The sequence below is a fragment of the Rhodanobacter sp. G1 genome (assembly GCF_055397855.1).
The window spans coordinates 917,757-942,287 of record NZ_AP039674.1 but is presented as its reverse complement, the minus strand read 5'-3'; the positions used below and the strand labels follow the sequence as shown (position 1 = coordinate 942,287).

The window sequence follows — 24,531 nt, the reverse complement described above, 5'->3', positions numbered from 1 at the left end:
GACCTGTCCACGCTTGCATTCCTCGGAAATGCTGCAAAGTGCTGGGTGGCTGGGGCGGCAGGATTCGAACCTGCGCATGCGGGAATCAAAATCCCGTGCCTTAACCAGCTTGGCGACGCCCCAAAATTTGTTCACTGCGCCACATCCCTGCGACGGAAAGCTCCACCGGTCATCCTGGCCGGATGTTTTGTTCACCACGCCGCATCCATGCGGCGGACAGCTCCACCGGCCATCCGGGCCGGACTCTTCAATGAGCAAACGCCGCTTCGACCACGGCGTCAGGTCAACTTGTTTTCGCTCTGGCCAAACCCGCACGGTGACGGCTCAATGCCGCCAGCAGCGGCGAATGGTTTACGCCTTTCACCACATGGACACCGAACTCGCCGGGACATCGTGCCGCCACGGCCTCGGCCTGCTCACGTGTCACCGTTTCCAGGAACACGCAACCGCCGCTGCCGGAAAGCCTTGCCGCGCCGTGGCGTCCCAGCCAGTCCAGCGCCGACGCCACGCGCGGATGGCGCTCGCGCACTACCGGTGCGAAGGCGTTCTCCGTCGTTTCGCCCGAAACAAAGGACGAAATTGTCGCCCGGAGCGCATTTCGTGTCAATTCAGGCGCTTGAAACAGCGCCGCGGTGGGCACGTGCTCGTGCGGATCGAGCACCACGTAATGCCGGCCCGGCAGCGCCAGCGGCGTCAGCCGCTCGCCCACGCCCTCGGCCCAGGCCGAGCGACCGCGCACGAACACCGCCACGTCGGCGCCCAGCCGGCGCCCCAGCTCGGCCAGCGCGTCCTCGTCCAGCCCGCAGCGCCACAAGTGGTTGAGCGCCACCAGCACGGTGGCCGCGTCCGAGCTGCCGCCACCCAGGCCGCCGCCCATCGGGATGCGCTTTTCCAGCTCGATCTCGACCCCCGCCGTGCCGCCCACGTGCTCGCGCAGCAGCCGCGCGGCGCGCACCACCAGGTCGTCCTGCTCGGGCACGCCGGGCATGTCGCCGAGGCGGCGGATCGCGCCGTCCGCGCGCACGCGCAGGCGCAGTTCGTCGCCCCAGGCTAGCAGGCGGAACACGGTCTGCAGTTCGTGGTAGCCGTCGGGACGGCGGCCGGTGATGCGCAAGAACAGGTTGAGCTTGGCCGGCGCCGGCCAGCGCGTCCAGCCGCCGGGCGAAGCCTGCAGGCGGCGGCGCATGTACACGCGCAGGTGCATGGGAAAGCCACGCTCGCGATCGTGCGCGTGGTGCTCCGCCAACGCCGGCGTGTAGTGCTTCGGATCGATGGCCTCGAAGCCGTGGCGCGCATAGAACGGCGCGTTCCACGGCACGTCCGCGAGCGTGCCCAGCACCATCGACGGATAGCCCGACTCGGCCGCCCATGCGCAGGCGTGTTCCAGCAGCGCCGAGCCGATGCCGCGCCGGCCGTGGCTGGGCAGCACGTCGATCTCGGCGATGGCCGCTTCGCCGTCCTCGACCGCCACGCCCACGAAGCCCACGGCGCGACCGCCCTCGTCCAGCGCCGCCCACACCTGCCCCGCGCCGATCGCCTCGGCCAGGGCCTGTGCGTCCATCGGCGCGTTGGCGTAGGACGGCCACGCGGGATGGCCGCGGAACAGTTCCTGCGCCGCGCGCTCGATGTCGCGGAGATCGTCAACCTGCGCCAGCCGGGCGCGCTCGATGCGGATGGACATGGATCGGCGGGTTCAAGAAAGCCGTCTAGCTTAACTGCCGGACTGGCGCACGGATCACAGGGCCGGCGCGCGGCGCGACGGCCCGCTCAACGCAGGCTCCACGTCTCGATCGACAGCCGCACCTTGTACGGCGGACTCGTGGCGAAGATGGTGGTGGGCAGCGGCGGCTGGCGCGTGGCGTCCCAGGCGCGGTAGTCCACCGACCAGCCGTCCTGGGTGAGCAGCGAGGGCAGCCGGTTGTCGCCGAACGCCAGCTCGGCGGGGCCGCTGTCGGCGCGCAGGCCCAGCACCCAGGCGCGCAGGTCGTGCAACGGCACCTCCCAGCCCAGCGCGCGGCGCATCAGCGATTCGGCATCCGCTCCCTGCAGCGGGCCGCCGTCCAGCCCCTTCAGCACGGCACCGTCGGGGCCGCCGCTCAGCTCGAAGCTGCGGCCGGTGATGGGCGCGCGGAACACGAAGCTGTAGCCGTCGCCGTCCTGCGTCCAGGTGAAGCCGCCGCTGCCGCCGGTATGGCCGTCGGAAACGCCGAGCCGGCCTTCCAGCGTCCAGTGGTCGGCGTGCGCCAGCGCCTGTTCGCGCGCGAGCTGCGCGCCCATCAGGCCGGCGTCGCCCTTGAGGCGTACCGCCTGCTGCGGCACGCAAGCCGCCAGCAGCAGCGGCAGGGCCGCCGCGAAAAGTCGAAAGTGGCGCTTCATGGCTTCAACCGCTTGAGTGTGCTTCGCAGGCTGGCGTTGTGCGGGTCGAGCTTGCGCACGGCCTCGAACACGCGTTGCGCGTCGCCGTGGTCGCCCTGCTTCCACAGCACTTCGCCCAGGTGCACGCCGATGTCGGCGTCCTTGCCGGATCGCCATGCGCTGCGCAGCGATTGCGCCGCCTGGTCGAGATGGCCCAGGCGGTACTGCACCCAGCCCCAGGAGTCGGCGATGGAAGGATCGTCCGGCCGCGCCGCTCGCGCCTTGGCGATCAGCTGCTCTGCCTCGGGCAGGTCGCGGTTCGCGTCGGCCAGCGTGTAGCCCAGCGCATTGCTGGCGTCGATGTCGCCGGGCTTGAGCTTGAGCAGGCTGCGGAAATCCTGCACCGCGGAATCGACCTGCCCTGCGCTCGCATAGGCCAGGCCGCGGCCGTACAGCAGGCCGGGATCGTTCGGCGCCACCTGCAACGCATGGTCGAAGGCGTTGATCGCCTGCGGGTAGTTCCGCTCCCGCATGTAGATCTCGGCGTCGAGCTGCCAGGCCTGGCGCAGTTGGGCCGGCTGGTCGAGGTAGTCCATCTGCATCTGGCTGAGCAACTGGTGCGCGTCGGCGCTCTTGCCTTGCGCCTGCAGCAGCACGGCGCTGTGCAGGTCGGCGTCGAAGGCATGCGGATCGTCGTCGCCGACCTGGTCGTACCAGGCCAGCGCCTCGGCGTCGCGATGCTGCATCTCGGCCAACTGGCCAAGCAGGAAGGCGCTCTTCTGGCGCACGTCGGGCGCGGCCCGCTGCAACTGGCGATACAGCGACGCCAGCGCCTTGTCGTCCTTGGCGTGCGCCGCCAGCGCGACGCGCAACTGCCAGGTGTCGGCGCTCTGCGGGCCATGCTCCAGCAGCTTCGCGGCCGCGGCGTAATCGCCGGCCTCGCTGAGCAGGCTGGCGTAGACCAGGCGCAGATGCACGTCGTCCGGTGCCTTGGCGACGGCTTGCTTCAGCAGGGCGAGCGCGCCCTTGTCGTTGCCGTTGCCTGCCATCAACCGTGCCGCCCAGCCATAGGCCTCGGCATTGCCGGGGAAGCGCGCGATGGCGGCGTCCGCGATGCGCTGCGCATAAGCGTGCCGGCCCAGCTTGTCGCCCAGTTCGCTCATCGCCAGCCAGGCCTGCGGGTCGGCAGGCAGTCGCTGCGGCGTCGCCAGCGCTTCCAGCAATTGTCCCGCCTGCGCCTGGTCGCGCGCGGCCACCAGCACCTGGCCGAAGCTGCGCCACGCGTTCTTGTCGTGGCTGTCGGTGAGTATCCGCAACTGGCGCTGCGCCTCGGCCGTGTCGCCGCGATCCAGCGCCAGTTGCGCGCGGGCCTGCGCCATGGCCTCGGGCTTCCCGCCCAGCGCCTGCCAGCGATCCAGCGCGCGGCCGGCGGCTGCGTCATCGTGCACCGCGATCGCCAGCGCCGCGGCGCGTTCGGCCACGGCGGGGTCGTTGCTGATCGCCATGGCCTTGCCGTAATGCAGCGCGGCGGACTTCAGGTCGGTGCGGCCCAGCGCCATCTCGCCGGCCATGAGCTGGGCGAGCAGGTCGTGATCCGCATCCGGCGTCGCCACCACCATGCGCGCCAGCGGCTGCGGCGCTGCCGCCGGCCTGGCGCCCGGCTTGAGCGGCGCCTGCGCACAGGCGGCCAGGCCGAGCATCAGCACGGCGCCTGCCGTAAAATGCCGCATCTGCTTGAATCCGCAACGCCTGCTTCGCACACTGACCATCGTCTGTCCGTTACGTCTGCACACACGCCACACCGTGTCCGAATCCACGGCGCCTCGACGACAAGCTTAGCCTACGCCGCCTGATACACGCCGGGATCTCCGTCACCTCATGCCTCTGATCGCCCTCGGGCTCAACCACCTCACCGCGCCGGTTTCCCTGCGCGAGCAGGTGGCGTTCGACCCCGAAGCCATTGCCGCGGCCCTGCACGAATTGCAGGGCGAGCCCGGCGTGGAAGAGGCGATGATCCTGTCCACCTGCAACCGCACCGAACTCTACGTGGGTGTGGCCGCCGGCGCCGAACAGCTGCCGCAGGCGTGGCTGAGCCGCCACCACCGTCTGACCCCAGGCAAGCTGGACGAGTTCCTCTACCGCCACGACGAGCAGGCCGCCGCGCGCCACCTGTTCCGCGTCGCCACCGGGCTGGACTCGATGGTGCTGGGCGAGCCGCAGATCCTCGGCCAGGTGAAGGACGCCTACCAGCTCGCGCGCGAGGCGAACGCGCTGAAGGCGCCGCTGGATCGCCTGCTGCAGCACGCCTTCGCCGTGGCCAAGCGCGTGCGCACGGAAACCCGCATCGGCGCGCACACCGTGTCGGTGGCGTTCACCGCGGTGCGCCTCGCCGAGCAGGTGTTCGCCGACCTGCGCGAGGCCTGCGTGCTACTGATCGGCGCGGGCGACACCATCGAGCTGGCCGCACGCCACCTCGCCGACCAGCAGGCGCGCCGGCTGATCGTGGCCAACCGCACGCTGGAGAACGCGCAGGAACTTGCCGGCCGCTACGGCGGCTACGCCATCGCGCTGGCCGACCTGCCGCAGCACCTGGCCGAGGCCGACATCGTGATTTCCTCCACCGCCGCGCGCGCGCCTATCGTCACCCGCGCCATGGTGGAACAGGCGCTGGCCGCGCGCCGGCGCAAGCCGATGTTCATGGTGGACATCGCCGTGCCGCGCGACATCGAGCCGGCCGTGGCCGAGCTGCCGGACGTCTACCTCTACGGCATCGACGACCTGCAGCAGGTGATCGACGACAACCGCCGCTCGCGCGCCGCCGCCGCGCGCGAGGCCGACGCCATCATCGACCTGCAGGTGGATCGCTACATGGCCTGGCGCCGCGCGCTGGGGGTGCACAACCCCGCGCTCGACCTGCGCCAGCACGCGGAGGTCTACCGCGACGAAGTGCTGGAAAAGGCCCGCGCCATGCTCGCGCGCGGCAAGTCGCCCGACGAGGCGCTGGGCTTCCTCGCCCATACGCTCACCAACAAGCTGCTGCATCACCCCAGCGCGCGGCTGCGCGAGGCGGCGCTGTCGGGCGACCTCGACCTGCTGCACGCGGCCGGGCGGCTGTATGGGCTGGACGAGGAAGACCAGGACACGCGGAACGCCTAGCGAGGGCGGCTGGCTGCCGCCTCTTCCGCATTCACGCGGCCAACGTCCCGGCCGCTTCGTTCCCGCCTTCCTGCCTCTTTCCCATGACGCCTTCCATCCGCCGCAAACTCGAAACCCTCGCCGAGCGCCACGAGGAAATCGGCCTGCTGCTGGCCCAGCCCGACGTGCTGGCCGACGGCGCGCGCTTCCGCGAACTGTCGCGCGAGTACGCGCAGCTGGAGCCCGTCGTCGCCGCCTTGTGCGAGCACGAAGCCGTCACGCGCGAACTGGCCGAGGCCCGCGCGATGCTGGACGACCCGGATCTGGGTGAGATGGCGGCCGACGACATCGCGCGGCTGGAACAGCGCCTTGCCGAACTCGACGGCGAGCTGCAGATCCTGCTGCTACCGAAGGATCCGCGCGACGAGGCCAACCTGTACCTGGAAGTGCGCGCCGGCACCGGTGGCGACGAAGCGGCGATCTTCGCCGGCGACCTGTTCCGCATGTACGCGCGCTACGCCGAGCACAAGCGCTGGCAGGTGGAAATCCTCAGCGAGAGCCACGGCGAGCACGGCGGCTACAAGGAAATCGTGGCGCGCGTCGAAGGCAAGGGCGCGTATTCGCGGCTGAAGTTCGAGTCCGGCACCCACCGCGTGCAGCGCGTGCCGGAAACCGAGTCGCAGGGACGCATCCACACCTCGGCGGCCACGGTGGCGATCCTGCCCGAGCTGGACGAGATCGAGGAAATCGCGATCAACCCCGCCGACCTCAAGATCGACACCTTCCGCGCCTCGGGTGCGGGTGGTCAGCACGTCAACAAGACCGACTCGGCCATCCGCATCACGCACTTGCCGACGGGGACGGTGGTGGAATGCCAGGACGAGCGCAGCCAGCACAAGAACCGCGCCCGCGCGATGAGCCTGCTGCAGGCGCGCCTGCTGGACGAGGCGCAGTCCAAGCAGACCGCGGCGCAGGCGCAGGAGCGCCGCCTGCAGGTGGGCTCGGGCGACCGCAGCCAGCGCATCCGCACCTACAACTTCCCGCAGGGCCGCATCACCGACCACCGCGTCAACCTCACCCTGTACCGCCTGCCGGAAATCATGCAGGGCGACCTCGACGAACTGGTCGACACGCTCACCCGCGAGAACCAGGCGGATCAGTTGCAGGCGCTCGGCAGCGCCTGACGCGCGGCGGGTATAGTCTGTCCGACCACGCAACCGGCGGAGCAGACATGGGCAAGCGCTACCGCAAAACCCTGGAAGAACTCCAGGTCGAACTGACCCGCCTGCAGCAGGGCCTGCGCAGCAGCGGCAAACGGCTTCTGGTGATCTTCGAGGGCCGCGACGCCGCCGGCAAGGGCGGCACCATCAAGGCGATCAGCGAAAGGCTGGATACCCGCGGCTGCCGCATCGTGGCGCTGCCCAAACCCAGCGACGCCGAGGCCACACAGTGGTACTTCCAGCGCTACGTCGCCCACCTGCCCAACGCCGGCGAACTCGTGCTGTTCGACCGCAGTTGGTACAACCGCGCCGTGGTCGAGCCGGCGATGGGCTTCTGCAGCAAGGCCCAGTACGAAGCCTTCCTGCAGGCGGTGCCGGCGTTCGAGAAACTGCTGGTCGACGACGGCATCATCCTGCTGAAGTACTGGCTGACGGTGGATCAGTCCGAGCAGGAGCAGCGCTTCGCCGAACGCGCCAGCGACCCGCTGAAACGCTGGAAGCTGTCGCCGGTGGATCTGCAGGCGCGGCGCAAATACGCCGAGATGGGACGGCTGCGCGACACGATGATCGAGCGCACTCACAGCGAGCGAGCGCCGTGGTTCGTGGCCGATTTCAACGACCAGAAACGCGGCCGCATCAACCTGATCCGGCACCTGCTGCAGCAGATGCCCATGCACGACAAGCCCGCCCCGCCGGTGAAGCTGCCGAAGTTGAAGGACAAGCCGTGCAAGGAGCACGTCACCAAACACGCCCACTGGGTGCCGGATACGTACTAGCCAGCAGACCGCCTGCTAGGCGACGCGGAATCCGCCCGCCGCCTGCTCCGGCAGATCCGCCCGCTCGACCGCATCCACCCGCGCCGCGGGCGGCCCCTGCCGCAACCAGCGCTCCAGCGCATCGAGCGCGGCGGCATCGCCCACGGCCAGCACTTCGACACGGCCGTCCGGCAGATTGATCGCATGGCCAGCGATGCCCAGTGCAAAGGCCTGCTCGCGCGTGCTGGCGCGAAAGAACACGCCCTGCACGCGGCCGGCGACGAGGAAGCGCGCAGCAGGCATCACTTCGCCTTGCCGATCGCCGCATCCAGTTTCGCGGCAGTGATCGGGCCGAGGAAGTGCGCCGCCACCGTGCCGTCCGGCGCGATCAGGTACGTGGTGGGCAGGCCCAGTGGCTCGTCGAAATCCTTGACCGGCTTGTCCAGCGTCACCTGCGCGATGGGATACACCACCGGATGCTTGGCGAGGAAGGCCTTGATGTCGCCCGGCTCGCTGTCCTCGTAGGCGAGGCCGATGGCGCGCACGTTCTTGTGCGCGGCCACGTAGCGCGAAAGCTCGGGCATCTCGGCGACGCACGGTATGCACCAGGTGGCCCAGAAGTTCACGATCACCCAGTGCCCGCGCTCGGCGGCCAGGTCGTAGGGTTTGCCGTCCAGCGTGGTGATGTGGATGGCCGGATGCGCGGGCATCGCGGCGCGCGCCGTGCCTGCCAGCGCCAGCGGAAGCAGGAGTGCCGCAAGCCAGACGTGCCGTTTCATGGTGAAGATTCCTCCGGAGCAGCAGGCGCTGCGGGAAACACTTGCAACAGCGGCGTGCCCAAGGTCGAGCGCATCGCGGCCGCCAGTTCGTCGAGCATCGCCAGCAATTCCTGCGGCAACGCCAGGTTCAGCGCCTCCGCCTCCTGCGCCGGCTGCAAAGGCAGGCGATAGCAGGTGCGCCGGTATACGCGCAGCAGGTCGGCACTGTCCAGGCTGCGGCTGAGCAACCAGCCGCCCGCTTCGCTGCGCTGGATCAGGCCGGCACGCGCAAGATCGTCGAAATAGGCCGATGCCAATGCGTTGCGCAGGCGCGGCTCGCTGGCGCAGATCGAGGCGGGATCCACGCTCTCGCCGCGCCGCTGCGCATCCACGAGGTGCCTGAGCACCACCATCAGGCCGAGGAACTCCGCGCCTTCCGGCAGCCTTTCGGCCGGCGGCTCGTACTCGTACGCCGAGATCGAGGCGGCAATCGACGCACCGAGGATCACGATGATCCACGACAGGTAGATCCACACCAGCAAGATCGGGATCGCCGCCAGCGCCTTGCCGTAGATCTGCTGGTAGGTGTGCGCCCCGAGCACGAACAGGCGGAAGCCCCAGCGCGCGAACTCGAACAGGATCGCGGCTATCAGCGCGCCCACGGTGGCGTCGCGCCGCGAGACGCGGCGGTTCGGCACCAGCACGTACATCAGCCACAGGCCCACGAACGTGGCCACGAACGGCACCACGCGCAGCACGTACACGCCCAACCCGGACGACGACGCGACGGCGGACGCGCCCTGCAGCAGCGGCTGCGCGCTCAGGTAGGAACTGGCCGCGATGCCGCCGCCCACCAGCACCGGCCCCAGCGTCAGCGCCGCCCAGTACAGCAGCAGGCGCGCGGGCCAGCTGCGCGGCCGCTGCACGCGCCAGATGCGGTTCAGCCGATCCTCGATGCTCACCATCATCGAAACCGCGCTGAACAGCATCATCAGGATGCTGATGCCGGTGAGCTGGCTGGCGTTGCCGGCGAAGCCCTGCAAGGCGTCCTGGATGTGGTGGCCCGCCGCCGGCACGAAGTTGCGGAACACGAAGTCCAGCAGCAGGTCGCGCGACTGCGCGAACACCGGGAACGCCGCGAACATCGCCAGCGCCGCCACCATCAGCGGCACCAGCGACACCAGCGTGGTGTACGACAGCGCGCCCGCCGTCTCGAAGCACTTGTCGTCGACGAAGCGCTGCCACAGGAAGCGGCTGAAGCTGTGCGTACGGTCGCGGTCGAAACGCAGTTGCATGGGCGGCTCGCAAAATCCGGTACGTTCGTGTCGAGCGTAGCGGAACGAAGTTCCGCGAAGTCGAAACACCAGCCCCGGCATTCCCTGCCCTTCGACTTCGGCCCTGCGGGCCTACGCTCAGGGCGAACGGGGGTTGAGGTAACTTCTACACTAACGCATCGCTCAGACCGCACCCAAACACATGAACGACATCCTCGTCCTCTACTACAGCCGCACCGGCCACACCGCGCAGCTGGCGCGGCTGATCGCCCGCGGCATCGAGGAAGTGCCCGGCATGCGCGCGCGCCTGCGCCAGGTGCCGCCGGTGGCGCCCGTCACCGAAACCGCGCAGCCGCCGGTGCCGGACGAGGGCGCGCCCTACGTCACGAAGCAGGATCTCGCCGACTGCAGCGGCCTCGCGCTGGGCAGCCCCACCCGCTTCGGCAACATGGCCGCGCCGCTCAAACATTTCCTCGACACCACCGGCGCCGAATGGGCCAGCGGCACGCTGGCCGGCAAGCCCGCCGCGCTGTTCACCTCCACCAGCACCATGCACGGCGGGCAGGAATCCACCCTGCTGACGATGGCGCTGCCGCTGCTGCATCACGGCATGCTGCTGGTGGGCATCCCGTTCACCGAGCCCGCGCTCAGCATCACGCAGACCGGCGGCTCGCCCTACGGCGCCAGCCACGTCGCCGGCAGCAAGGGCGAGAACGCGATCAGCGAACACGAGCGCGACCTGGCCCGCGCGCTGGGCCGCCGCCTCGCCGACACCACGCGCAAGCTGGCCGCGAACGCATGAGTACAGCCGCCCTGCCCATCGAACAGAAGCTCGGCCTCGCCGCATGGGCCGCGCTGACCGCGCTGCAGCTGGCCTGGCATGGCTGGCTGCTGCCGCCACAAGACGTGCCGACGATACCGGTGCTGGCGATCACCGTGGTTCCGCTGCTGCTGCCGCTCGCCGCCTTGCGCAAGCCGCATCGCGCCCTGCTCTGGGTCGGCATCCTCGCGCTGTTCTACTTCTGCCACGGCGTGGCCGAAGCATGGAGCTCGCCGGTCGAACGCATGCTTGCCGTCGCCGAAATCGCGCTCACCCTGTTGTTGATCGGCACGCTGGGCGCGGGCGTGCGTCGGCCACGGGACTGACATCAACCACCGGGAGATCCGCATGTCGCATTCCGCCCTGCTGACCGCCGCCGACATCGAAGCCATGGAGGCGGTGGCGCGCCCCCACCCGCTGAACCCGAACGCATTGCGCCTGCGCAAGTCGCTGGGCAACGCCACCGGCCTCACCCGGCTCGGCGTGCACCGCATCGAACTTCCGCCCGGCCGCGACTCCAGCGAATACCATCGCCATTTGTACGAGGAAGAATTCGTCTACGTGCTCGCGGGGCAAGGCCGCGCGCTGATCGACGAGCAGGCCCACGCCATCGGCCCCGGCGATTTCCTCGGTTTCGCGCGCAACGGCCCTGCCCACGTCATCACCAACACCGGCGACGCGCCGCTGGTGCTGCTGGTCGCCGGCCAGCGGCTGGAGCAGGACGTCTGCGACTACCCGCATCGCCGCAAGCGCCTGTACATGCGCGGCGACGAAGGCGACCTGGTGGACTTCGACGCGATCGAACCGGGGTGATGGCCGCAGGCTCCACGCCTGCGGCCATACAACCGCGGCAGCGGGTCACGCCATCGCGATGACCGACAGCACCTCGGCACGCCGCGCCAACAACGCCTCCATGCCTGATTGCGCGAGGATCGCAGACAATCCGCTCGCCGCCGTGACCGGGTCGAGCAGACCAGCCGACGCGTCGAGCGCCGACTTCGCCGCCGCCACCAGCTCGCCGTCCACCACCGCGAGGCGTTCGAGTGCATCGCGCTCGTTGACGTGCCGCTGCGTCACCCGATCCATCTCCGGCACGGGCGCCGTGCGCACTTTCGTTTCCAGCGATTCGACGCTTTGCTGCGCGCGCTGCAGGGCTTGCGCCGTGGCCACAGCCGCAGCGTCGGGGAACGGATGCTCGCGTGTCGGCGCAGGCAGGCGCTCGCGCCGCCAGTCCCGCTCCAGGCCGGCCAGGTGCGTGCGCATAGCGCCCAGCATCTCGCTGACCTTGGCGCGGATCAACAAATCGTCGGCGCGCAGTTGGTTTTCCTTGCGATAGAAGTTGTAGCCCCAGCCGTAGAACAGGTTGGACAACACCTGCTTCATCGCGCCGGCGGATTCGATCGGGTTGTCCGTCGTTTTCAGTTCCATGTCGCGTCTCCAGTCCCGTGGACGAACTGCGCCACGCAGGCGCGGCTCGCATGAACGGCCATCACGCCTTGGACGGCACCACCGGAGCATGGCCATCGGGCACCGCATACGTACCCATCGTGGCGCCACCGATCGAGAACGGCGCGCCTATCGCCATGTTCGGCGCGGACACCAAACCGCGCTCGGCCATTTTCAACGCCGTGTAGTAGCGCACCGCCTCCACCTCGCTCAGGCCGAACGCGCGCAGCGAGATCAGCTCGCGCATGCGGTCGTCCTTGGGCAGGATCAGCACCTTGGCGTCGTTCAGGGTGATGCCGAACACCGCGAGGAACGCGCTCATGTGCTCCTTCAGCAGCTCGACCACCTCGTGGATGTGCTCGTTGATCCGCTCCATCGGCGTGACCTGCACGATCTGGTTGATCGCCTGCTCGACCACCGGCGCCGCATAGCTGGCCACCTCGTCGGCCTTGATGTAGTGCCCGCTGAACGGCATGTGCGTGGTGAGCTTGAGCGCGTCGTCCTTGCTGTCGACGTGGATGTAGTAGTCGACCTGGTACACCATCTCGGCCATCTCCGCCGAGGTAGCCACGCCGCTGGCGCGCACCAGCAGCTTGGCGCGGTTCACGTACAGCACCTCGTACTGCCACGGCGAGTTGCCGCCGAAGAAGCCGCTGACGAAGCCGCCCACCAGCGGCTTGTCCGGCGTCTGGATCGGGTACTGCCCGGTGTCGTAGACGCCGAGCACCGCGCCGCGCGACTTGAGCACGGCGAAATGGTTGGCTTCCACCGTCAACAAGCTGCCCGAGACGATGCTCGCATCCGGGTAGTGGTAGGCCAGCACATCCGGCCCCATGATGTCCGTGCCGTTGTCCTGCAGGGTCGAGATCACTTGCCGCGTCAGTGCCATGGTCATTCCCTCGTGCTGTGGATGGTGTGCGCCTGTCCCTGGCCCGGCCCCGATACGCTGGATCGACCTGGCAATGCCGACAATACGCTGCGCCGATTATGGGTCAGCATGCGGCGCAAGTTCTTGGCAGAGGCATCCGCCCATGAGCACCAAGCCTTGCGCCACGCACCGCGAGAACTTTTCGCGGAAAATCACCGGTGGCCAGCCATGGCCGTACTCCACGAAATGCACGAGGCCCGCCATGTCCTTCCTGCAAGCCGCCCCGCAACTGCCGCATCCCTGGCGCAGCGAGCGCCTGCTGCACGCGCTGCTCGATCGTGCATTGCCCACCGGGCGGCGCGCCGCGCTCGACCACGACCTCGATGCGCTGGGCGACTACGCGTTGATGGCCTGGCAACGCGCCGCCACGACCACGCGGCGCAAGCCGGTGCTGACACAGTGGGACGCGTGGGGGCGGCGGGTGGATCGCATCGAGCTGACCGCGGCGTGGCAGGAAGGCCCGCACGTCGCCACACGCCACGCGGTGCTCGCCGCGGGCCACGAAAACCACGAGCACGCGCGGCTGGAGGAGTTCGCGCGCGTCTACCTCTACCACCTGGCCAGCGAGTTCTACACCTGCCCGCTGGCGATGACCGATGGCGCGGCCACCGCGCTGAAGGCTTCCGGCAACCGCGCGCTGATCGAACGCGCGCTGCCGCATTTCCTCAGCCGCGATGCGGGCACGTTCTGGCTCAGCGGCCAGTGGATGACGGAGACGCACGGCGGCTCGGACGTGGGCCACACCGAGACCGTGGCGCGGCAGGATGCCGACGGCCAGTGGCGGCTTTACGGCCGCAAGTGGTTCAGCTCCGCCGTGGTGGGCGAGGCGGCACTGGCGCTGGCGCGGCCCGAAGGCGCGGGTGCCGGCTCAGGCGCGCTGGCGCTGTTCTACGTGGAGACGATGGACGGCGCACAGCGCAAGCCGCAGCTCGTCATCGACCGCCTCAAGGACAAGCTCGGCACGCAGGAACTGCCCACCGCCGAGATCCACCTCGACGGCCTGCCCGCGTGGCCGCTGGGCGAGCTGGCGAACGGCGTGCGCCAGGTGGCGCCGATGCTCAACGTCACGCGCACCTGGAACGCGGTATGCGCCATCGCCAGCATGGCGCGGGCGATCGCGCTGGCGCGCGACTACGCCACGCGCCGGCAGGCCTTCGGCCGTCCGCTGATCGAGCAGCCGCTGCACGCGCAGACGCTGGCCGACATGCAGGCGGAATTCGAGGGCGCGTTCGCGCTGGCCTTCGAGGTGGCGCAATTGCTGGGCCGCGTGGAACACGGCACGGCCGCGCCGCACGCGGCTGCGCTGCTGCGCCTGCTCACGCCGCTGGCCAAGCTGTGGACGGGCAAGCTCGCCGTGCGCATTTGCTCCGAGGCGCTGGAGTGCTTCGGCGGCGCCGGCTACATCGAGGACACCGGCCTGCCGCAACTGCTGCGCGACGCGCAGGTGTATGCGATCTGGGAGGGCACCACGAACGTACTGGCGCTGGACGCGCTGCGCGCGCTGGCGGGCGACGGGCTCGGTGTGCTGCGCACCGCCATCGCCGCGTGGCAGCAGGGCGGCGACCCGCATGCCGCCTTCGCCATCGATGCCGCGCTGAATGCCGCCGCAACGCATCTCGATGCCGAACCCGCGCAACGCGCCACGCTGGAGGCCGGCGCGCGCGGCATCGCGCTCACGCTGGCGCGCTGCGCGGCGGCGGCCTTGCTGGCACGGCAGGCGGCGTGGTCGCAGGCGCGCGGCGATACGCGCCCTGCGGCGGCCCTGCGCCGCTTCCTCGGCCACGGTCTGCTGCGGCTGGCCGACGTGGACATCGACGACTGCGGCCTGCTGCTCGGTTGAACGCCATGCAACTGGCCGAGCTGGGTAGGCGCATCTGCATCCTCGGGCCATCCAACAGCGGCAAGTCGACCTTGGCGGATGCGATTGCGCGCAGGCGCGGCCTGCAGGCGATCCATCTCGACCAGCTCCATCATCTTCCCGGCACGGACTGGCAGCCGCGCCCTGCGGACGAATTCGCGGCCCTGCACGACGAGGCGATCCTTGGCGATGCCTGGGTGATGGACGGCAACTATTCCCGGTGCATGCCGCAGCGATTCAAGCGGGCGACGGGCCTCATCCTGCTGGACATATCCACGCCGCTCAGCCTGTTCCGCTACACACGGCGGTGCCTGTCCGGCGGGGCCAGGCCGGGCGGACTGGCCGGGCGGACTGGCAGGCGCCCGCGATCACATCAAGTGGGAGATGATCCATCACATCGCCATCGCCACACCGCGGAACCGCAGGCGCTACGCGGAGCTCTATCCGCAGATCCGGTTGCCGAAGATCCGGCTCGCGTCCGCCCATGCCATCGACGCGTGCTACCGGCAGTGGGGCCTCGAACGATGAGCGGCCCGCGGAGCCGCCGCGGGAACCCGCGGTTCCGGTCTCGCGCGGCAGGGCGTTAGACTGGCGCACCCTTTTCGACCCGGCTCCGACCATGCAGCATCTCACCATCGTCACCACCGGCGGCACCATCGACAAGATCTATTTCGACGACAAGTCGGACTACAAGATCGGCGCGCCGCAGATCGGCGAGATCCTCGGCCAGTTGGGCGTGGCGTTCCAGTTCGACGTGATCCCGATCCTGCGCAAGGACAGCCTGCACGTCACCGACGAGGACCGCGCGCTGATCCGCTCCACCATCGAGGCGCAGCCGCACCGCCACGTGCTGGTGACCCACGGCACCGACACCATGGTGGAAACCGCCAAGGTGCTGGCCGCCATCCCCGGCAAGGTGATCGTGCTCACCGGCGCGCTGAACCCGGCGCGCTTCCAGGGTTCCGATGCGGTGTTCAACATCGGCTGCGCGGTGGCCGCGGTGCAGACCCTGCCGGACGGCGTCTACATCGCGATGAACGGGCGCGTGTGGGATCCGGCCAAGGTGCGCAAGAACCGGGCGGAGAACCGCTTCGAGGAAGCGATGGGCTGAAAAAAGGCCCGGCCGCCTGGCCGGGCCCATGCGGAAAAACGGCGGATCGTCCCTGATCCGCCGGAGGGGTTACCAACTGGCCTTCAACGACACGCCGGAGAACGCCGCGTAGCCGCGCAGCACGATGTAGTAGGTGCCGGAGGCGCCGCTGAACGAGCAGCTTTCGTTGTTGCCGGTCTTGTACGGGCGGCAGTCGTAGCTGGAGGTGGTCGGCGCCGAGCCCTTCTTCACGTACAGGTCGACGTCGCCGCTGCCGCCCGAGGAGGCGATGGTGAGGCTGCTGCCCGAGGGCACGGTCACCGTGTAGCTCAGCGTCTTGCCCTTGGCGGCCGCGAGACCGGTCACCGGCACGCCGTTCTGCAGCCCGCCGCTACCGCCGCCGCTGCCGCCGCCCGTGCTCCACGACGCCTTCACCGTGACGCCCGAGTACGACGAGTAGCCGTGCACCTTGATGTAGTACTTGCCCGCGCTGGGCGAGGCCACGGTGCAGCTCTCGCTGTTGCCGCTCTTGTACGGGCGGCAGTCGTAGCTGGAGGTGGTCGGCGCGCTGCCGAACTTGGTGTAGAGGTCGGCATCACCGCTGCCGCCGGAAATCGACATCACCAGGTTGCTGGCGCCGGCCGGCACGGTGACGAAGAAATCCGTGTCGGCGCCCGACGCGCCCGACACGCCGCCCACGCCGACGTTGTTCTGCAGCTCGGTGGCGCTGCCGCCCGTGCCGCCGCCAGTGCCGCCACCGCCGGTGCCCGGACAGGTCACGCCCACGGCAGTGAACGCCGCGATCACGTCGTTGGCGTTGTAGCCGAGGTCGGTGGCCGCCGACTCCACGCCGCAGGCGCCGGAGTTGAACGTGGAGGTAGCCGTCCAGTAGCTCTTGTTGGCGAGCGCGAAGGACTGGAAGGCCTTCTTCACGTCCCAGCCGGAGGTCTTGGCCAGCACGCAGAACGCCTTGTTGTACACGCCGCTGGAGTAGTGCACGTCGAGGCTGGAGGTGTAGTTCGCCGCGTTGTCGATGGAGCCGCCATCCTGCGTCGGGTTGCACATGTAGCGCAGCGCGTCGCCCAGGCCGGCGCTGGCCTTGACGATGTCGGCGCCCACCAGGAAGTCGGCGTGGCCGCGGTCGTAGAACTCGGCCGCTTCGCCGGCGATGTCCGAGTACGCCTCGTTCATGCCGCCGGACTGGCCGTCGTATTCGAGGTTGGAGTTCTGCTCGGTGTAGCCGTGGCTGATCTCGTGGCTGGTCACGTCCAGCGACACCAGCGGGTAGAAGTCGCTGGCGCCGTCGCCGAAGTTCATCGCGGTGCCGTCCCAGAACGCGTTCTCGTAGTTCGACTTGTAGTGCACGTTCATGCGCAGCTGCATGTTGAGCGGCGCGGCGCCCATGTAGGCCGTGTACATGTCGTGCACTACGCCGCCGAAGTGGTGGGCGTCGTTGACCGGCGAGTAGGCACCGTTGATGGCGTCGGTGTCGCTGTTGGGGCAGGCGAAGCTGACGATGCTGCCGCCGCTGGTGGCGTGGTTCAGGTTGTAGGTGACGACGTTGGTGTTCTGCAGCTTGCAGGTGCTGCCGGACTGGGTGACGTCCAGCGCGGGGTAATCGGTGCCGTAGACGTACTTGCCGGTCTTCTGGTTGCCGCCGGGACCGGTGGCCGAAGCGTCGGTGAGGCCTTCCCAGCTCTTGATGACTTCGCCGGTGTTGGCGTCGACGATGGCGGTGGGGCGGGTCGGCGTGCTGCTGTTGACGAAATAGGACACGCGGTAGACCAGCCGCGCCGTGCCGTCGTCCATCGGGTACACGAACAGCTCGGCCTTCTGGTTGTTCATCGTGGCGCCGCCCACCAGCATGGTGTGCGCATGCGCCTTGAGCGCGGCGATGGCGCGGTCGGTGCCCAGCTTCGGCGCCACCGAGGCCAGCCCGACCGGCGTGCCCTGCATCAGCTCGCCGGTGGCGCGCAGCGCGTTGCCCTGCGCATCCTGCACCACGGCGATGCTGCGGCCGTAGATCGGCACGCCGCGGTACATCTGCTGCTGGCGAATCACCTTGTGGCCGTTGGCGACGGCGGCGGCCGTACCGTGCGGCGCGAGCGTCATCTGCGCGGCGAGGCCGAGGTGGCTGGCCAGGGCATTGGCCGGCACCGCGCCGAGGCTTTGCGCGCGCAACACCTGCGTGGTGGCCGCCGTGGCCATCGAGGCCGTGGCCATGCCGATGGCGGCAACCAGCAGTTTCAAGCGGTAATCGTTGAGCATCCTAGACTCCTAGACATTTTTTGGGGGCAAGCCGACCCGATGCGGCCGGTCAGGCCCCACGCAAGAATTTCCGTGCAAGGCACGGTCCCCATTCGATTGCTGTCTAGCGACCCCGAAGCCGCGTCGGCTTGCTGCTCCCCCATGGCATCCCTGGCCATACAGCGTGCGGACGTACTACGGCATGGCGGCAATGGCGCCGCATCGGAATCATTCGCCGCCCCCATGTCCCACGGCGAATCCATGGAAACTATTTCTTGCGGGAGAATTTCGCAACATATTTCGATGCTGCTGCGCACGAAGCTTGACGCGGGTCACGCCGCGCAAGCCGTGCAAACGCGGATCAGAGCATCCCGGTTTCCAGCTTCGCCAGCTCGGACATCATCGAGTGGTTCCACGGCGGGTCGAACACCAGGTCGATGTCGGCCTCGGCCACGGTGGGGATCATCTCCAGCTTGGTGCGGGCGTCGTCCACCAGGATGTCGCCCATGCCGCAGCCGGGCGCGGTGAGCGTGAGCTTGACGTAGACCTTGCGCTGGCCGTCCTCGCGCTGCTCCAGGCTGAGGTCGTAGACCAGGCCCAGCTCGACCACGTTCACCGGGATCTCCGGGTCGAACACGGTGCGCAGCTGATCCCAGCAGAGCTTCTCCACGTCGGCGTCGGTGGCGTCGGCCGGCACCTCGATCGGCGGCGGCGGCTCCTTGCCCAGCGCGTCGGCGTCCTTGCCCGCGATGCGGAACAGGTTGCCTTCCACGTACACGGTGAAGCTGCCGCCCAGCGCCTGGGTGATGTAGCCGATCTGGCCGGCGGGCAAGCTCACCGCTTCGCCCTGCGGCACCATCACCGCCTCGCAGTCGCGCATCAGGGTGAAGGGTTCGCTGCTCAGACTGAAACCGCTCATGCCACTCGCCAATCCGTCGTCAATGATGGGCGCCGTGCAGCGCGCCAGACTGCCTATTATGCCGGCAGGCGCCGCGGCCCGCCTGTCCTGGATCAGGGACGCGGCCGGCGACCAGCTATCATCGGCGCTCTGTTGCCTGCCGGATCGCCGCATGCCCTGTCTTTCCCTTTTCCGCCTCGCGCCATGAAATCGCGCGTTCCGCTGTTCGTGTTCGGGTTGTTCTGCGCCGCGATGATGGGCCTGGCCGTGGGCGCGGCGTGGATGGTGGCGGCGATGTACGTGCAACGGCCCGCGCCGTGGCTGGCACTGCCGGCGGGCGTGCTGCTGGCGTGGGCGATCCGCCACTGGATCCGCCGTCCGGGCACGGGCGCGGCGGCGATGGCGGCCTTTGCCACCGCGCTGGCGGCGCTCTACTTCAACGTGCTGATGGCTGCGCTCCTGCTCGCCGGCAACTTCGACATGGGGCTGCCCGAGGCGCTGCGCACGGCCGGCGCCGGCATGCTGCTGGCGCTGGCGCGACTGGGGGCGAGCCCGGTCGATCTCGTCTGGTACGTGCTGGGCACGCTGTTGGCGGCGTGGCTGGCGGGGCGCAGAACCACGCCGCGACACTGAATCTTGCTGGTTGCGATTGGGCGGCCCGTGGCCGCGTGATCCCTGTACTTTTGCGATCATCCCTGATCACGGGAATCAGGTATCCAGCGCCTTCAGCTCGCTGACCAGCTGGCCGGCGGCGGCCTGGCCGTCGCCGTACAGCATGCGGGTGTTGTCGGCGTAGAACAGCGCGTTCTCGATGCCGGCGAAACCGGTGCCCTTGCCACGCTTGATGACGATGACGTGCTTCGCCGCCGCCACGTCGAGGATAGGCATGCCGTAGATCGGCGAAGACGGGTCGGTCTTCGCCATCGGGTTCACCACGTCGTTCGCGCCGATCACCAGCACCACGTCGGTGTTCGGGAACTCGGGGTTGATGTCGTCCATGTCCTCGATCAGGTCGTAGGGAACGCCCGCCTCGGCCAGCAGCACGTTCATGTGGCCGGGCATGCGGCCCGCCACCGGGTGGATCGCGAACTTCACCTTCACGCCGCGCTCGATCAGCAGCTTGGCGAACTCCCACACCTTGTGCTGCGCCTGCGCCACCGCCATGCCGTAGCCGGGCACGATCGCCACGCGCTCGGCGTAGGCCATCATCACCGCCGCGTCGGCGGCCTCGATCGGCTTCTGCGCGCCGGCGATTTCCTGCGCTGCGCCGCCCGCCGCCGCGCCGAAGCTGCCGAACAGCACGTTGCCCAGCGAGCGGTTCATCGCCTTGGCCATCAGTTGCGTGAGCAGGGTGCCGGCCGCGCCCACCACCATGCCGGCGATGATCATCGCCTCGTTGCCCAGCACGTAGCCCTCGAACGCCACCGCCAGGCCGGTGAACGCGTTGTACAGCGAGATCACCACCGGCATGTCGGCGCCGCCGATCGGCAGGGTCATCAATAGGCCGAACAGCAGCGAAAGCACGAAGAACGCCGCGATCACCGGCAGTTCGAGGTGCCCCGTCGCCAGCATCGCGCCGTGCAGCAGCGCCAGCAGCAGCACCAGCAGGTTCACCGCGCGCTGGCCGGGGAACACGAAGCGCCGATCCATCCAGCCCTGCAGCTTGGCGAAGGCGACCAGCGAGCCGGAGAAGCTCACCGCGCCGATCAGCGCGCCCAGCACGCCCAGCACCAGCGCCACCGGCGAAAGGGGGGCCACCGCAGGAAGCTGGTGCAGCGCGTCGAGCGCCCAGCTCTCCGGGCGCAGCGGCGAGGTATCCGGTACCGCCACCGCGGCACGCTGCACGTGCGCCACCAGCTCCACCGCGCCGATGCCGGCCGCCGCGCCGCCGCCCATGCCGTTGTACAGCGCCACCATCTGCGGCATCGCGGTCATCGCCACCCGGCGGCCGCTCCACCATGCCGCCGCCACGCCGATCAGCACCGCGGCAAGGATCAGCCCCCGGTGGTGCATGTCCGGCAACGCGAAGGTGGCCAGCACCGCCAGCAGCATGCCCACGCCCGCCCACACGATGCCGCCGCGCGCGGTGCGCGGCGAACTCATGCGCTTCAGGCCCAGGATGAACAGCAGCGCGGCGAGGAAATAGCAGGCCTTGACCAAGGTGGGCAGCCAGCTCATGCCTTGTCCCCCGGCTGCTTGCCGCTGGGCTTGAACATCTCCAGCATGCGTTCGGTGACCACGTAGCCACCGGCGGCGTTGCCGGCCCCCAGCAGCACCGCCACGAAGCCCAGGCCCGTCTCGAACGGCGTGCTGGCGTGTCCCAGCGCTATCATGGCGCCCACCAGCACGATGCCGTGGACGAAATTGGAGCCCGACATCAGCGGCGTGTGCAGGATCACCGGCACCCGCGCAATGATCTCGTGGCCGGTGAACGCAGCCAGCATGAAGATATACAGCGCCAGGAACCCGTCGATCATGACCCCGCTCCCATTGAGTGCCGCCCGCCCGGACACCGTCGTCCCCGCATCATACGGGCGCCGGTCAACCCGTGCGAGCCTGCTGCGTTGAGCACGGGTGTCGAACCGATGGAGCGCAAGCATGCATCTGCCGACGATGCGGACGAGGCTGCCATGAACAGCCTCGCCGGCACGCTCGACGCCGAACTGCTGACCGAAACCGCTCAGGAGACCCCGGCCACCCTCGACGCCTTCCTGGCGCAGGTGGAGCGGCGCGCCTTCCGTGTGGCGGAGCTGAACCTGCGCAATCGCGAAGACGCGCTGGATGCGGTGCAGGACGCCATGCTGCGGCTGGTCAAGCACTACCGCGACAAGCCGGCCGCCGAATGGGCGCCGCTGTTCTGGGGCATCCTGCGCCGGCGCATCGTCGATCTGCAGCGCCGCCGCAAGGTGCGCTCGATCGTGGTGGGCTGGCTGGGCGGCGGGCGCGACGACGAGGGCGACGAACTGCCCAGCTGGGATCCGGCCGACCGCGGCCCGGGCCCGCTGGATCGCCTGCAGGACGCGCAGTCGTGGAGCGATCTCGGCGCCGCGCTGCGCAAGCTGCCGCAGCGCCAGCGCGAGGCCTTCACCCTGCGCATGCTGGAAGAACTGGACGTGGCGGAAACCGCACGTGCCATGGGCTGCTCGGAGGGCAGCGTGAAAACGCATCTGTCGCGCGCCATGCAACGGTTGCGCGAACAACTGGAGGACTGGCGATGAACACGCCTGGCAACGACTTGTCGAACACCCCGCTGGAACAGCGCGCCCGTGCGCTTTACCACGAAGCCGCGCGCAATCTCGATCCGGCCGTCGCCGGCCGCCTGCGCGCCGCGCGTCGCGACGCGCTGGCCGGCACGCGGCAGGCGCAGCACCACGTCGCGCGCTGGCTGGTGCCGTCCGGCGCGTGCGCGGCGATCGCGCTGGCAGCGTTGCTGGCATGGCCGTCCGCGCCGCACCCCGACGGCGGAATGCCGGCCGCTACCGCGATCACCGCCACGGCCGGCGGCGAAGCCGACGGCACGCTGCCGCCCGACCCCGAGCAGGCCGATCCCAACCTGTACCAGAATCTCGACTTCTACGGTTGGCTGGCCGCCAACGACAACCCGCCCCCTGCCCACTGATCCATGGCCTTGTTCGCACGCCCGCTGCAGTCGCTTGCCCTCGCCGTCCTGCTCGGCAGTTTCGTCGCGCCCGTCTTGCATGCGCAGGCCGCACCCGCGCCAATCTCGTGGAGCAGCCTCACGCCGGCCCAGCGCGACGTGCTGTCGCCGCTGCGGCAGGACTGGAACGGCCTGCCGCCGCAGCGGCAACAGCACCTGCTGGAAAAGAGCAGGAAGTGGGTGACCCTTCCGCCCGAACAGCGCTCGAAGATCAGCGAGCGCATCGCGCGCTGGCAGCAGATGACGCCGGCGGAACGCCAGCAGGCGCGCGAGAACCAGCGCCTGTTCCGCCAATTGCCGCCCGCGCAGCGCGAACAGCTGCATGCCGCCTACCAGCACTTCCAGAAGTTGCCGCCGGAGCAGCGCGCCAGGCTGATGCAGCAGTGGCACGCCATGCCGCCTGCGCAGCGGTTGCGGTGGTTGCACACACCGAGGCACTGAATGCGCGTCACCCCTCCTTGAACGCTGCCTCGCCGGCGCGCACCACGCAACTCTTCGCCACCAGCTCGTCGTCGAAGTCCGGCGCGAGCGCGCCGTCCTTCAGTAGCAGCTCGGCGAAGTTCACCACGTTGCGCGCATACATCTCCGAAGCGTGCAGCGGCGCGCCGGCCGGCAGGTTGAGCGGGCCCAGGATGGCGACGCCGCCCTGCTCCACGCGCTCGCCGGGCCGGGTCAATTCGCAGTTGCCGCCGCTTTCGGCGGCGAGATCCACGATCAGCGCGCCCGGTTTCATGCCCGCGACCATCGCGGCCGTGAGGATCTTCGGCGCCGCGCGGCCCGGTACGGCGGCGGTGCTCACCACCACGTCGAACGCCTTGAGGTGTTCGGCCAGCGCCTGCTGCTGCGCCGCGCGCTCCTCCGCCGACAGTTCGCGCGCATAGCCGCCGCTGCCGGCGGCGCTGACGCCGAGGTCGAGGAACTTCGCGCCCAGCGATTCCACTTGCTCGCGCGTCTCCGGACGCACGTCGTAGCCCTCGGTCTGCGCGCCGAGCCGGCGCGCGGTGGCGATGGCCTGCAGGCCGGCCACGCCGGCGCCGATCACCAGCACTTTCGAGGGGCGGATCGTGCCCGCCGCAGTGGTGAGCATGGGGAAGAACTTGGGCGCCGCCTCGGCGGCGATCAGCATCGCGCGGTAGCCCGCCACCGCCGCCTGCGAGCTCAGCACGTCCATCGCCTGCGCGCGTGTGGTGCGCGGCAGCAGCTCCAGCGCGAACGCGGTGAGCCTGCGCGCGGCCAGCGCCGCGATGCGCGAGGCCGCGCCGTAGGGCCGCAACTGCCCCACCACCACGGCGCCTTCGCGCAACTGCGCGTACACCGCGTCCTCCGGCGGCAGCACGCAGGCCAGCAGGTCGGCCTGCGCCAGCACGCCTGCGGCATCGGCGAAGTCCGCGTCCGCATAGCTGTCGTCGGGGAAACCCGCCGCCGCGCCCGCGCCGCGCTCCAGCAACACGCGCAGGCCCTTGCCATGGAGCTTCTTCGCCATCTCGGGCGTGATCGCCACGCGGCGTTCACCGGGGGCGGTTTCGCGCAGGGCGGCTACGGTGGTCGGCATCGTGCATCCCTCGTGGAAGGTCGCCGCATCTTGCCACGACTGCGCAGGCTTGGATGCCCCGCCGCGGCGCGCTAATCTGATCCACCGCTTGGGGGACTCGGAGAGCACGATGCCCGTTTCCATCCCGCACGACGAGCTTCTGGCGCTGGCGCGCCATGCGCGCGAACAGGCCCACGCACCGTATTCCCATTTCGCCGTGGGCGCCGCCCTGCTGGCCCGCGACGGCCGCCGCTTCGCCGGCTGCAACGTGGAGAACACCTCCTATGGCCTGTGCAACTGCGCCGAACGCACCGCGCTGTTCGCCGCCGTTGCCGCAGGCTGCAAGCCAGGCGATTTCGCCGCCATCGCGGTGATCGCCGACTGCGATGGGCCGGTCAGCCCCTGCGGCGCCTGCCGCCAGGTGATGATCGAGTTGTGCGACGCCGACATGCCGGTGCTGCTCGCCAACCTGCGCGGCGACACCGCCCAGACCAGCGTGGCGGCCCTGCTGCCCGGTGCCTTCCGGCTGCGCGCCGGATCGCCGGCGGCGCCCTGACC

27 protein-coding genes and 1 tRNA gene are annotated in these 24,531 nt (G+C 69.5%); 14 read left to right on the top strand and 14 right to left on the bottom strand.

Going from position 1 to position 24,531, the window contains the following annotated elements:
* Positions 1–46 precede the first annotated feature (46 nt).
* From ACZ5Z2_RS04140 to ACZ5Z2_RS04125, 4 genes are all read right to left on the bottom strand, one after another.
* A tRNA-Gln gene (locus ACZ5Z2_RS04140) sits at positions 47–123 on the bottom strand.
* 160 nt (positions 124–283) lie between these two features.
* On the bottom strand, positions 284–1,681 hold the full coding sequence (gene ispE / locus ACZ5Z2_RS04135; RefSeq protein ID WP_464760721.1) for a 4-(cytidine 5'-diphospho)-2-C-methyl-D-erythritol kinase: 1,398 nt from the start codon (positions 1,679–1,681) through the stop codon (positions 284–286).
* Positions 1,682–1,767: 86 nt separating this feature from the next.
* Positions 1,768–2,376, bottom strand: a complete 609-nt coding sequence (gene lolB, locus ACZ5Z2_RS04130; protein ID WP_464760720.1) for a lipoprotein insertase outer membrane protein LolB — start codon at positions 2,374–2,376, stop codon at positions 1,768–1,770.
* Positions 2,373–4,085, bottom strand: a complete 1,713-nt coding sequence (locus ACZ5Z2_RS04125) for a tetratricopeptide repeat protein (RefSeq protein WP_464760719.1) — start codon at positions 4,083–4,085, stop codon at positions 2,373–2,375. The genes lolB and ACZ5Z2_RS04125 overlap by 4 nt, the downstream gene beginning before the upstream one ends.
* Positions 4,086–4,233: 148 nt before the next feature.
* On the opposite strand from ACZ5Z2_RS04125, the gene hemA reads away from it, so the two are divergent.
* From hemA to ppk2, 3 genes are all read left to right on the top strand, one after another.
* Complete coding sequence (hemA, locus tag ACZ5Z2_RS04120; RefSeq protein WP_464760718.1) at positions 4,234–5,511, top strand: glutamyl-tRNA reductase; 1,278 nt, start codon at positions 4,234–4,236, stop codon at positions 5,509–5,511.
* A gap of 83 nt (positions 5,512–5,594) precedes the next feature.
* Complete coding sequence (gene prfA, locus ACZ5Z2_RS04115) at positions 5,595–6,674, top strand: peptide chain release factor 1 (protein ID WP_464760717.1); 1,080 nt, start codon at positions 5,595–5,597, stop codon at positions 6,672–6,674.
* Between the two features lie 47 nt (positions 6,675–6,721).
* The gene (gene ppk2, locus ACZ5Z2_RS04110; protein ID WP_464760716.1) at positions 6,722–7,486 is read left to right on the top strand and encodes a polyphosphate kinase 2; all 765 of its coding nucleotides are present in this window, start codon (positions 6,722–6,724) and stop codon (positions 7,484–7,486) included.
* 15 nt (positions 7,487–7,501) lie between these two features.
* Here the strand turns inward: ppk2 and ACZ5Z2_RS04105 are convergent, their stop codons facing one another.
* Genes ACZ5Z2_RS04105 through ACZ5Z2_RS04095 form a run of 3 tightly spaced genes read right to left on the bottom strand, consistent with a single transcriptional unit; the run spans position 7,502 to position 9,518 of the window.
* Positions 7,502–7,768 (bottom strand): acylphosphatase, encoded by a 267-nt coding sequence (locus tag ACZ5Z2_RS04105; protein WP_464760715.1) that lies wholly within the window; start codon positions 7,766–7,768, stop codon positions 7,502–7,504.
* The gene (locus ACZ5Z2_RS04100) at positions 7,768–8,244 is read right to left on the bottom strand and encodes a TlpA family protein disulfide reductase (protein WP_464760714.1); all 477 of its coding nucleotides are present in this window, start codon (positions 8,242–8,244) and stop codon (positions 7,768–7,770) included. The genes ACZ5Z2_RS04105 and ACZ5Z2_RS04100 overlap by 1 nt, the downstream gene beginning before the upstream one ends.
* Positions 8,241–9,518, bottom strand: coding sequence for a YihY family inner membrane protein (locus ACZ5Z2_RS04095; protein WP_464760713.1), 1,278 nt, complete (start codon positions 9,516–9,518; stop codon positions 8,241–8,243). The genes ACZ5Z2_RS04100 and ACZ5Z2_RS04095 overlap by 4 nt, the downstream gene beginning before the upstream one ends.
* Positions 9,519–9,699: 181 nt before the next feature.
* On the opposite strand from ACZ5Z2_RS04095, the gene wrbA reads away from it, so the two are divergent.
* Genes wrbA through ACZ5Z2_RS04080 form a run of 3 tightly spaced genes read left to right on the top strand, consistent with a single transcriptional unit; the run spans position 9,700 to position 11,130 of the window.
* Positions 9,700–10,299 carry an NAD(P)H:quinone oxidoreductase gene (gene wrbA / locus ACZ5Z2_RS04090; protein ID WP_464760712.1) on the top strand — a complete coding sequence of 200 codons (600 nt, stop codon included), beginning with the start codon at positions 9,700–9,702 and terminating at the stop codon, positions 10,297–10,299.
* Positions 10,296–10,643: a DUF2069 domain-containing protein gene (locus ACZ5Z2_RS04085; protein ID WP_464760711.1), complete on the top strand. Its 348-nt coding sequence runs from the start codon at positions 10,296–10,298 to the stop codon at positions 10,641–10,643. Before wrbA ends, ACZ5Z2_RS04085 begins: the two co-directional genes overlap by 4 nt.
* 22 nt (positions 10,644–10,665) lie before the next feature.
* Positions 10,666–11,130 carry a cupin domain-containing protein gene (locus tag ACZ5Z2_RS04080; protein ID WP_464760710.1) on the top strand — a complete coding sequence of 155 codons (465 nt, stop codon included), beginning with the start codon at positions 10,666–10,668 and terminating at the stop codon, positions 11,128–11,130.
* 45 nt (positions 11,131–11,175) lie between these two features.
* Here the strand turns inward: ACZ5Z2_RS04080 and ACZ5Z2_RS04075 are convergent, their stop codons facing one another.
* On the bottom strand, positions 11,176–11,745 hold the full coding sequence (locus tag ACZ5Z2_RS04075; RefSeq protein ID WP_464760709.1) for a hypothetical protein: 570 nt from the start codon (positions 11,743–11,745) through the stop codon (positions 11,176–11,178).
* 61 nt (positions 11,746–11,806) lie between these two features.
* Entirely contained in the window at positions 11,807–12,652 is an 846-nt protein-coding gene (locus ACZ5Z2_RS04070) for an SPFH domain-containing protein (RefSeq protein WP_464760708.1), read from the bottom strand.
* A 241-nt stretch (positions 12,653–12,893) separates the two neighbouring features.
* Between ACZ5Z2_RS04070 and ACZ5Z2_RS04065 the strand changes: the two genes are divergently transcribed.
* The 3 genes from ACZ5Z2_RS04065 to ACZ5Z2_RS04055 all read left to right on the top strand — a co-directional run bounded on the left by ACZ5Z2_RS04065 (position 12,894) and on the right by ACZ5Z2_RS04055 (position 15,660).
* Complete coding sequence (locus ACZ5Z2_RS04065; RefSeq protein WP_464760707.1) at positions 12,894–14,531, top strand: acyl-CoA dehydrogenase family protein; 1,638 nt, start codon at positions 12,894–12,896, stop codon at positions 14,529–14,531.
* 402 nt (positions 14,532–14,933) lie between these two features.
* On the top strand, positions 14,934–15,077 hold the full coding sequence (locus ACZ5Z2_RS04060; protein WP_464760706.1) for a hypothetical protein: 144 nt from the start codon (positions 14,934–14,936) through the stop codon (positions 15,075–15,077).
* Between the two features lie 91 nt (positions 15,078–15,168).
* Positions 15,169–15,660, top strand: a complete 492-nt coding sequence (locus ACZ5Z2_RS04055; RefSeq protein WP_464760705.1) for an asparaginase domain-containing protein — start codon at positions 15,169–15,171, stop codon at positions 15,658–15,660.
* 69 nt (positions 15,661–15,729) lie between these two features.
* Here ACZ5Z2_RS04055 and ACZ5Z2_RS04050 read toward each other — a convergent pair whose 3' ends face one another.
* Together ACZ5Z2_RS04050 and sufT are read right to left on the bottom strand one after the other, a co-directional pair.
* Positions 15,730–17,907: a M4 family metallopeptidase gene (locus ACZ5Z2_RS04050; protein ID WP_464760704.1), complete on the bottom strand. Its 2,178-nt coding sequence runs from the start codon at positions 17,905–17,907 to the stop codon at positions 15,730–15,732.
* A 340-nt stretch (positions 17,908–18,247) separates the two neighbouring features.
* The gene (gene sufT, locus ACZ5Z2_RS04045; RefSeq protein ID WP_464760703.1) at positions 18,248–18,805 is read right to left on the bottom strand and encodes a putative Fe-S cluster assembly protein SufT; all 558 of its coding nucleotides are present in this window, start codon (positions 18,803–18,805) and stop codon (positions 18,248–18,250) included.
* 183 nt (positions 18,806–18,988) lie between these two features.
* Here sufT and ACZ5Z2_RS04040 point away from each other — a divergent pair, with 183 nt between their 5' ends.
* A complete protein-coding gene (locus tag ACZ5Z2_RS04040; protein ID WP_464760702.1) occupies positions 18,989–19,417 on the top strand; it encodes a hypothetical protein in 429 nt (142 codons plus the stop codon).
* A 75-nt stretch (positions 19,418–19,492) separates the two neighbouring features.
* On the opposite strand, the gene ACZ5Z2_RS04035 is transcribed toward ACZ5Z2_RS04040, so the two are convergent.
* Both ACZ5Z2_RS04035 and ACZ5Z2_RS04030 read right to left on the bottom strand, forming a co-directional pair.
* Positions 19,493–20,962: an NAD(P)(+) transhydrogenase (Re/Si-specific) subunit beta gene (locus tag ACZ5Z2_RS04035; RefSeq protein WP_464760701.1), complete on the bottom strand. Its 1,470-nt coding sequence runs from the start codon at positions 20,960–20,962 to the stop codon at positions 19,493–19,495.
* On the bottom strand, positions 20,959–21,261 hold the full coding sequence (locus tag ACZ5Z2_RS04030; protein ID WP_464760700.1) for an NAD(P) transhydrogenase subunit alpha part 2: 303 nt from the start codon (positions 21,259–21,261) through the stop codon (positions 20,959–20,961). Before ACZ5Z2_RS04030 ends, ACZ5Z2_RS04035 begins: the two co-directional genes overlap by 4 nt.
* A 153-nt stretch (positions 21,262–21,414) precedes the next feature.
* Here ACZ5Z2_RS04030 and ACZ5Z2_RS04025 point away from each other — a divergent pair, with 153 nt between their 5' ends.
* Genes ACZ5Z2_RS04025 through ACZ5Z2_RS04015 form a run of 3 tightly spaced genes read left to right on the top strand, consistent with a single transcriptional unit; the run spans position 21,415 to position 22,883 of the window.
* Positions 21,415–22,002 (top strand): RNA polymerase sigma factor, encoded by a 588-nt coding sequence (locus ACZ5Z2_RS04025; protein ID WP_464760699.1) that lies wholly within the window; start codon positions 21,415–21,417, stop codon positions 22,000–22,002.
* Positions 21,999–22,403 carry a DUF3619 family protein gene (locus ACZ5Z2_RS04020; RefSeq protein ID WP_464760698.1) on the top strand — a complete coding sequence of 135 codons (405 nt, stop codon included), beginning with the start codon at positions 21,999–22,001 and terminating at the stop codon, positions 22,401–22,403. The genes ACZ5Z2_RS04025 and ACZ5Z2_RS04020 overlap by 4 nt, the downstream gene beginning before the upstream one ends.
* A gap of 3 nt (positions 22,404–22,406) precedes the next feature.
* A complete protein-coding gene (locus tag ACZ5Z2_RS04015; RefSeq protein ID WP_464760697.1) occupies positions 22,407–22,883 on the top strand; it encodes a DUF3106 domain-containing protein in 477 nt (158 codons plus the stop codon).
* Between the two features lie 7 nt (positions 22,884–22,890).
* Here the strand turns inward: ACZ5Z2_RS04015 and ACZ5Z2_RS04010 are convergent, their stop codons facing one another.
* Positions 22,891–23,994, bottom strand: coding sequence for an NAD(P) transhydrogenase subunit alpha (locus ACZ5Z2_RS04010; protein WP_464760696.1), 1,104 nt, complete (start codon positions 23,992–23,994; stop codon positions 22,891–22,893).
* 109 nt (positions 23,995–24,103) lie between these two features.
* On the opposite strand from ACZ5Z2_RS04010, the gene cdd reads away from it, so the two are divergent.
* The gene (cdd, locus tag ACZ5Z2_RS04005) at positions 24,104–24,529 is read left to right on the top strand and encodes a cytidine deaminase (RefSeq protein ID WP_464760695.1); all 426 of its coding nucleotides are present in this window, start codon (positions 24,104–24,106) and stop codon (positions 24,527–24,529) included.
* Positions 24,530–24,531: the final 2 nt, after the last annotated feature.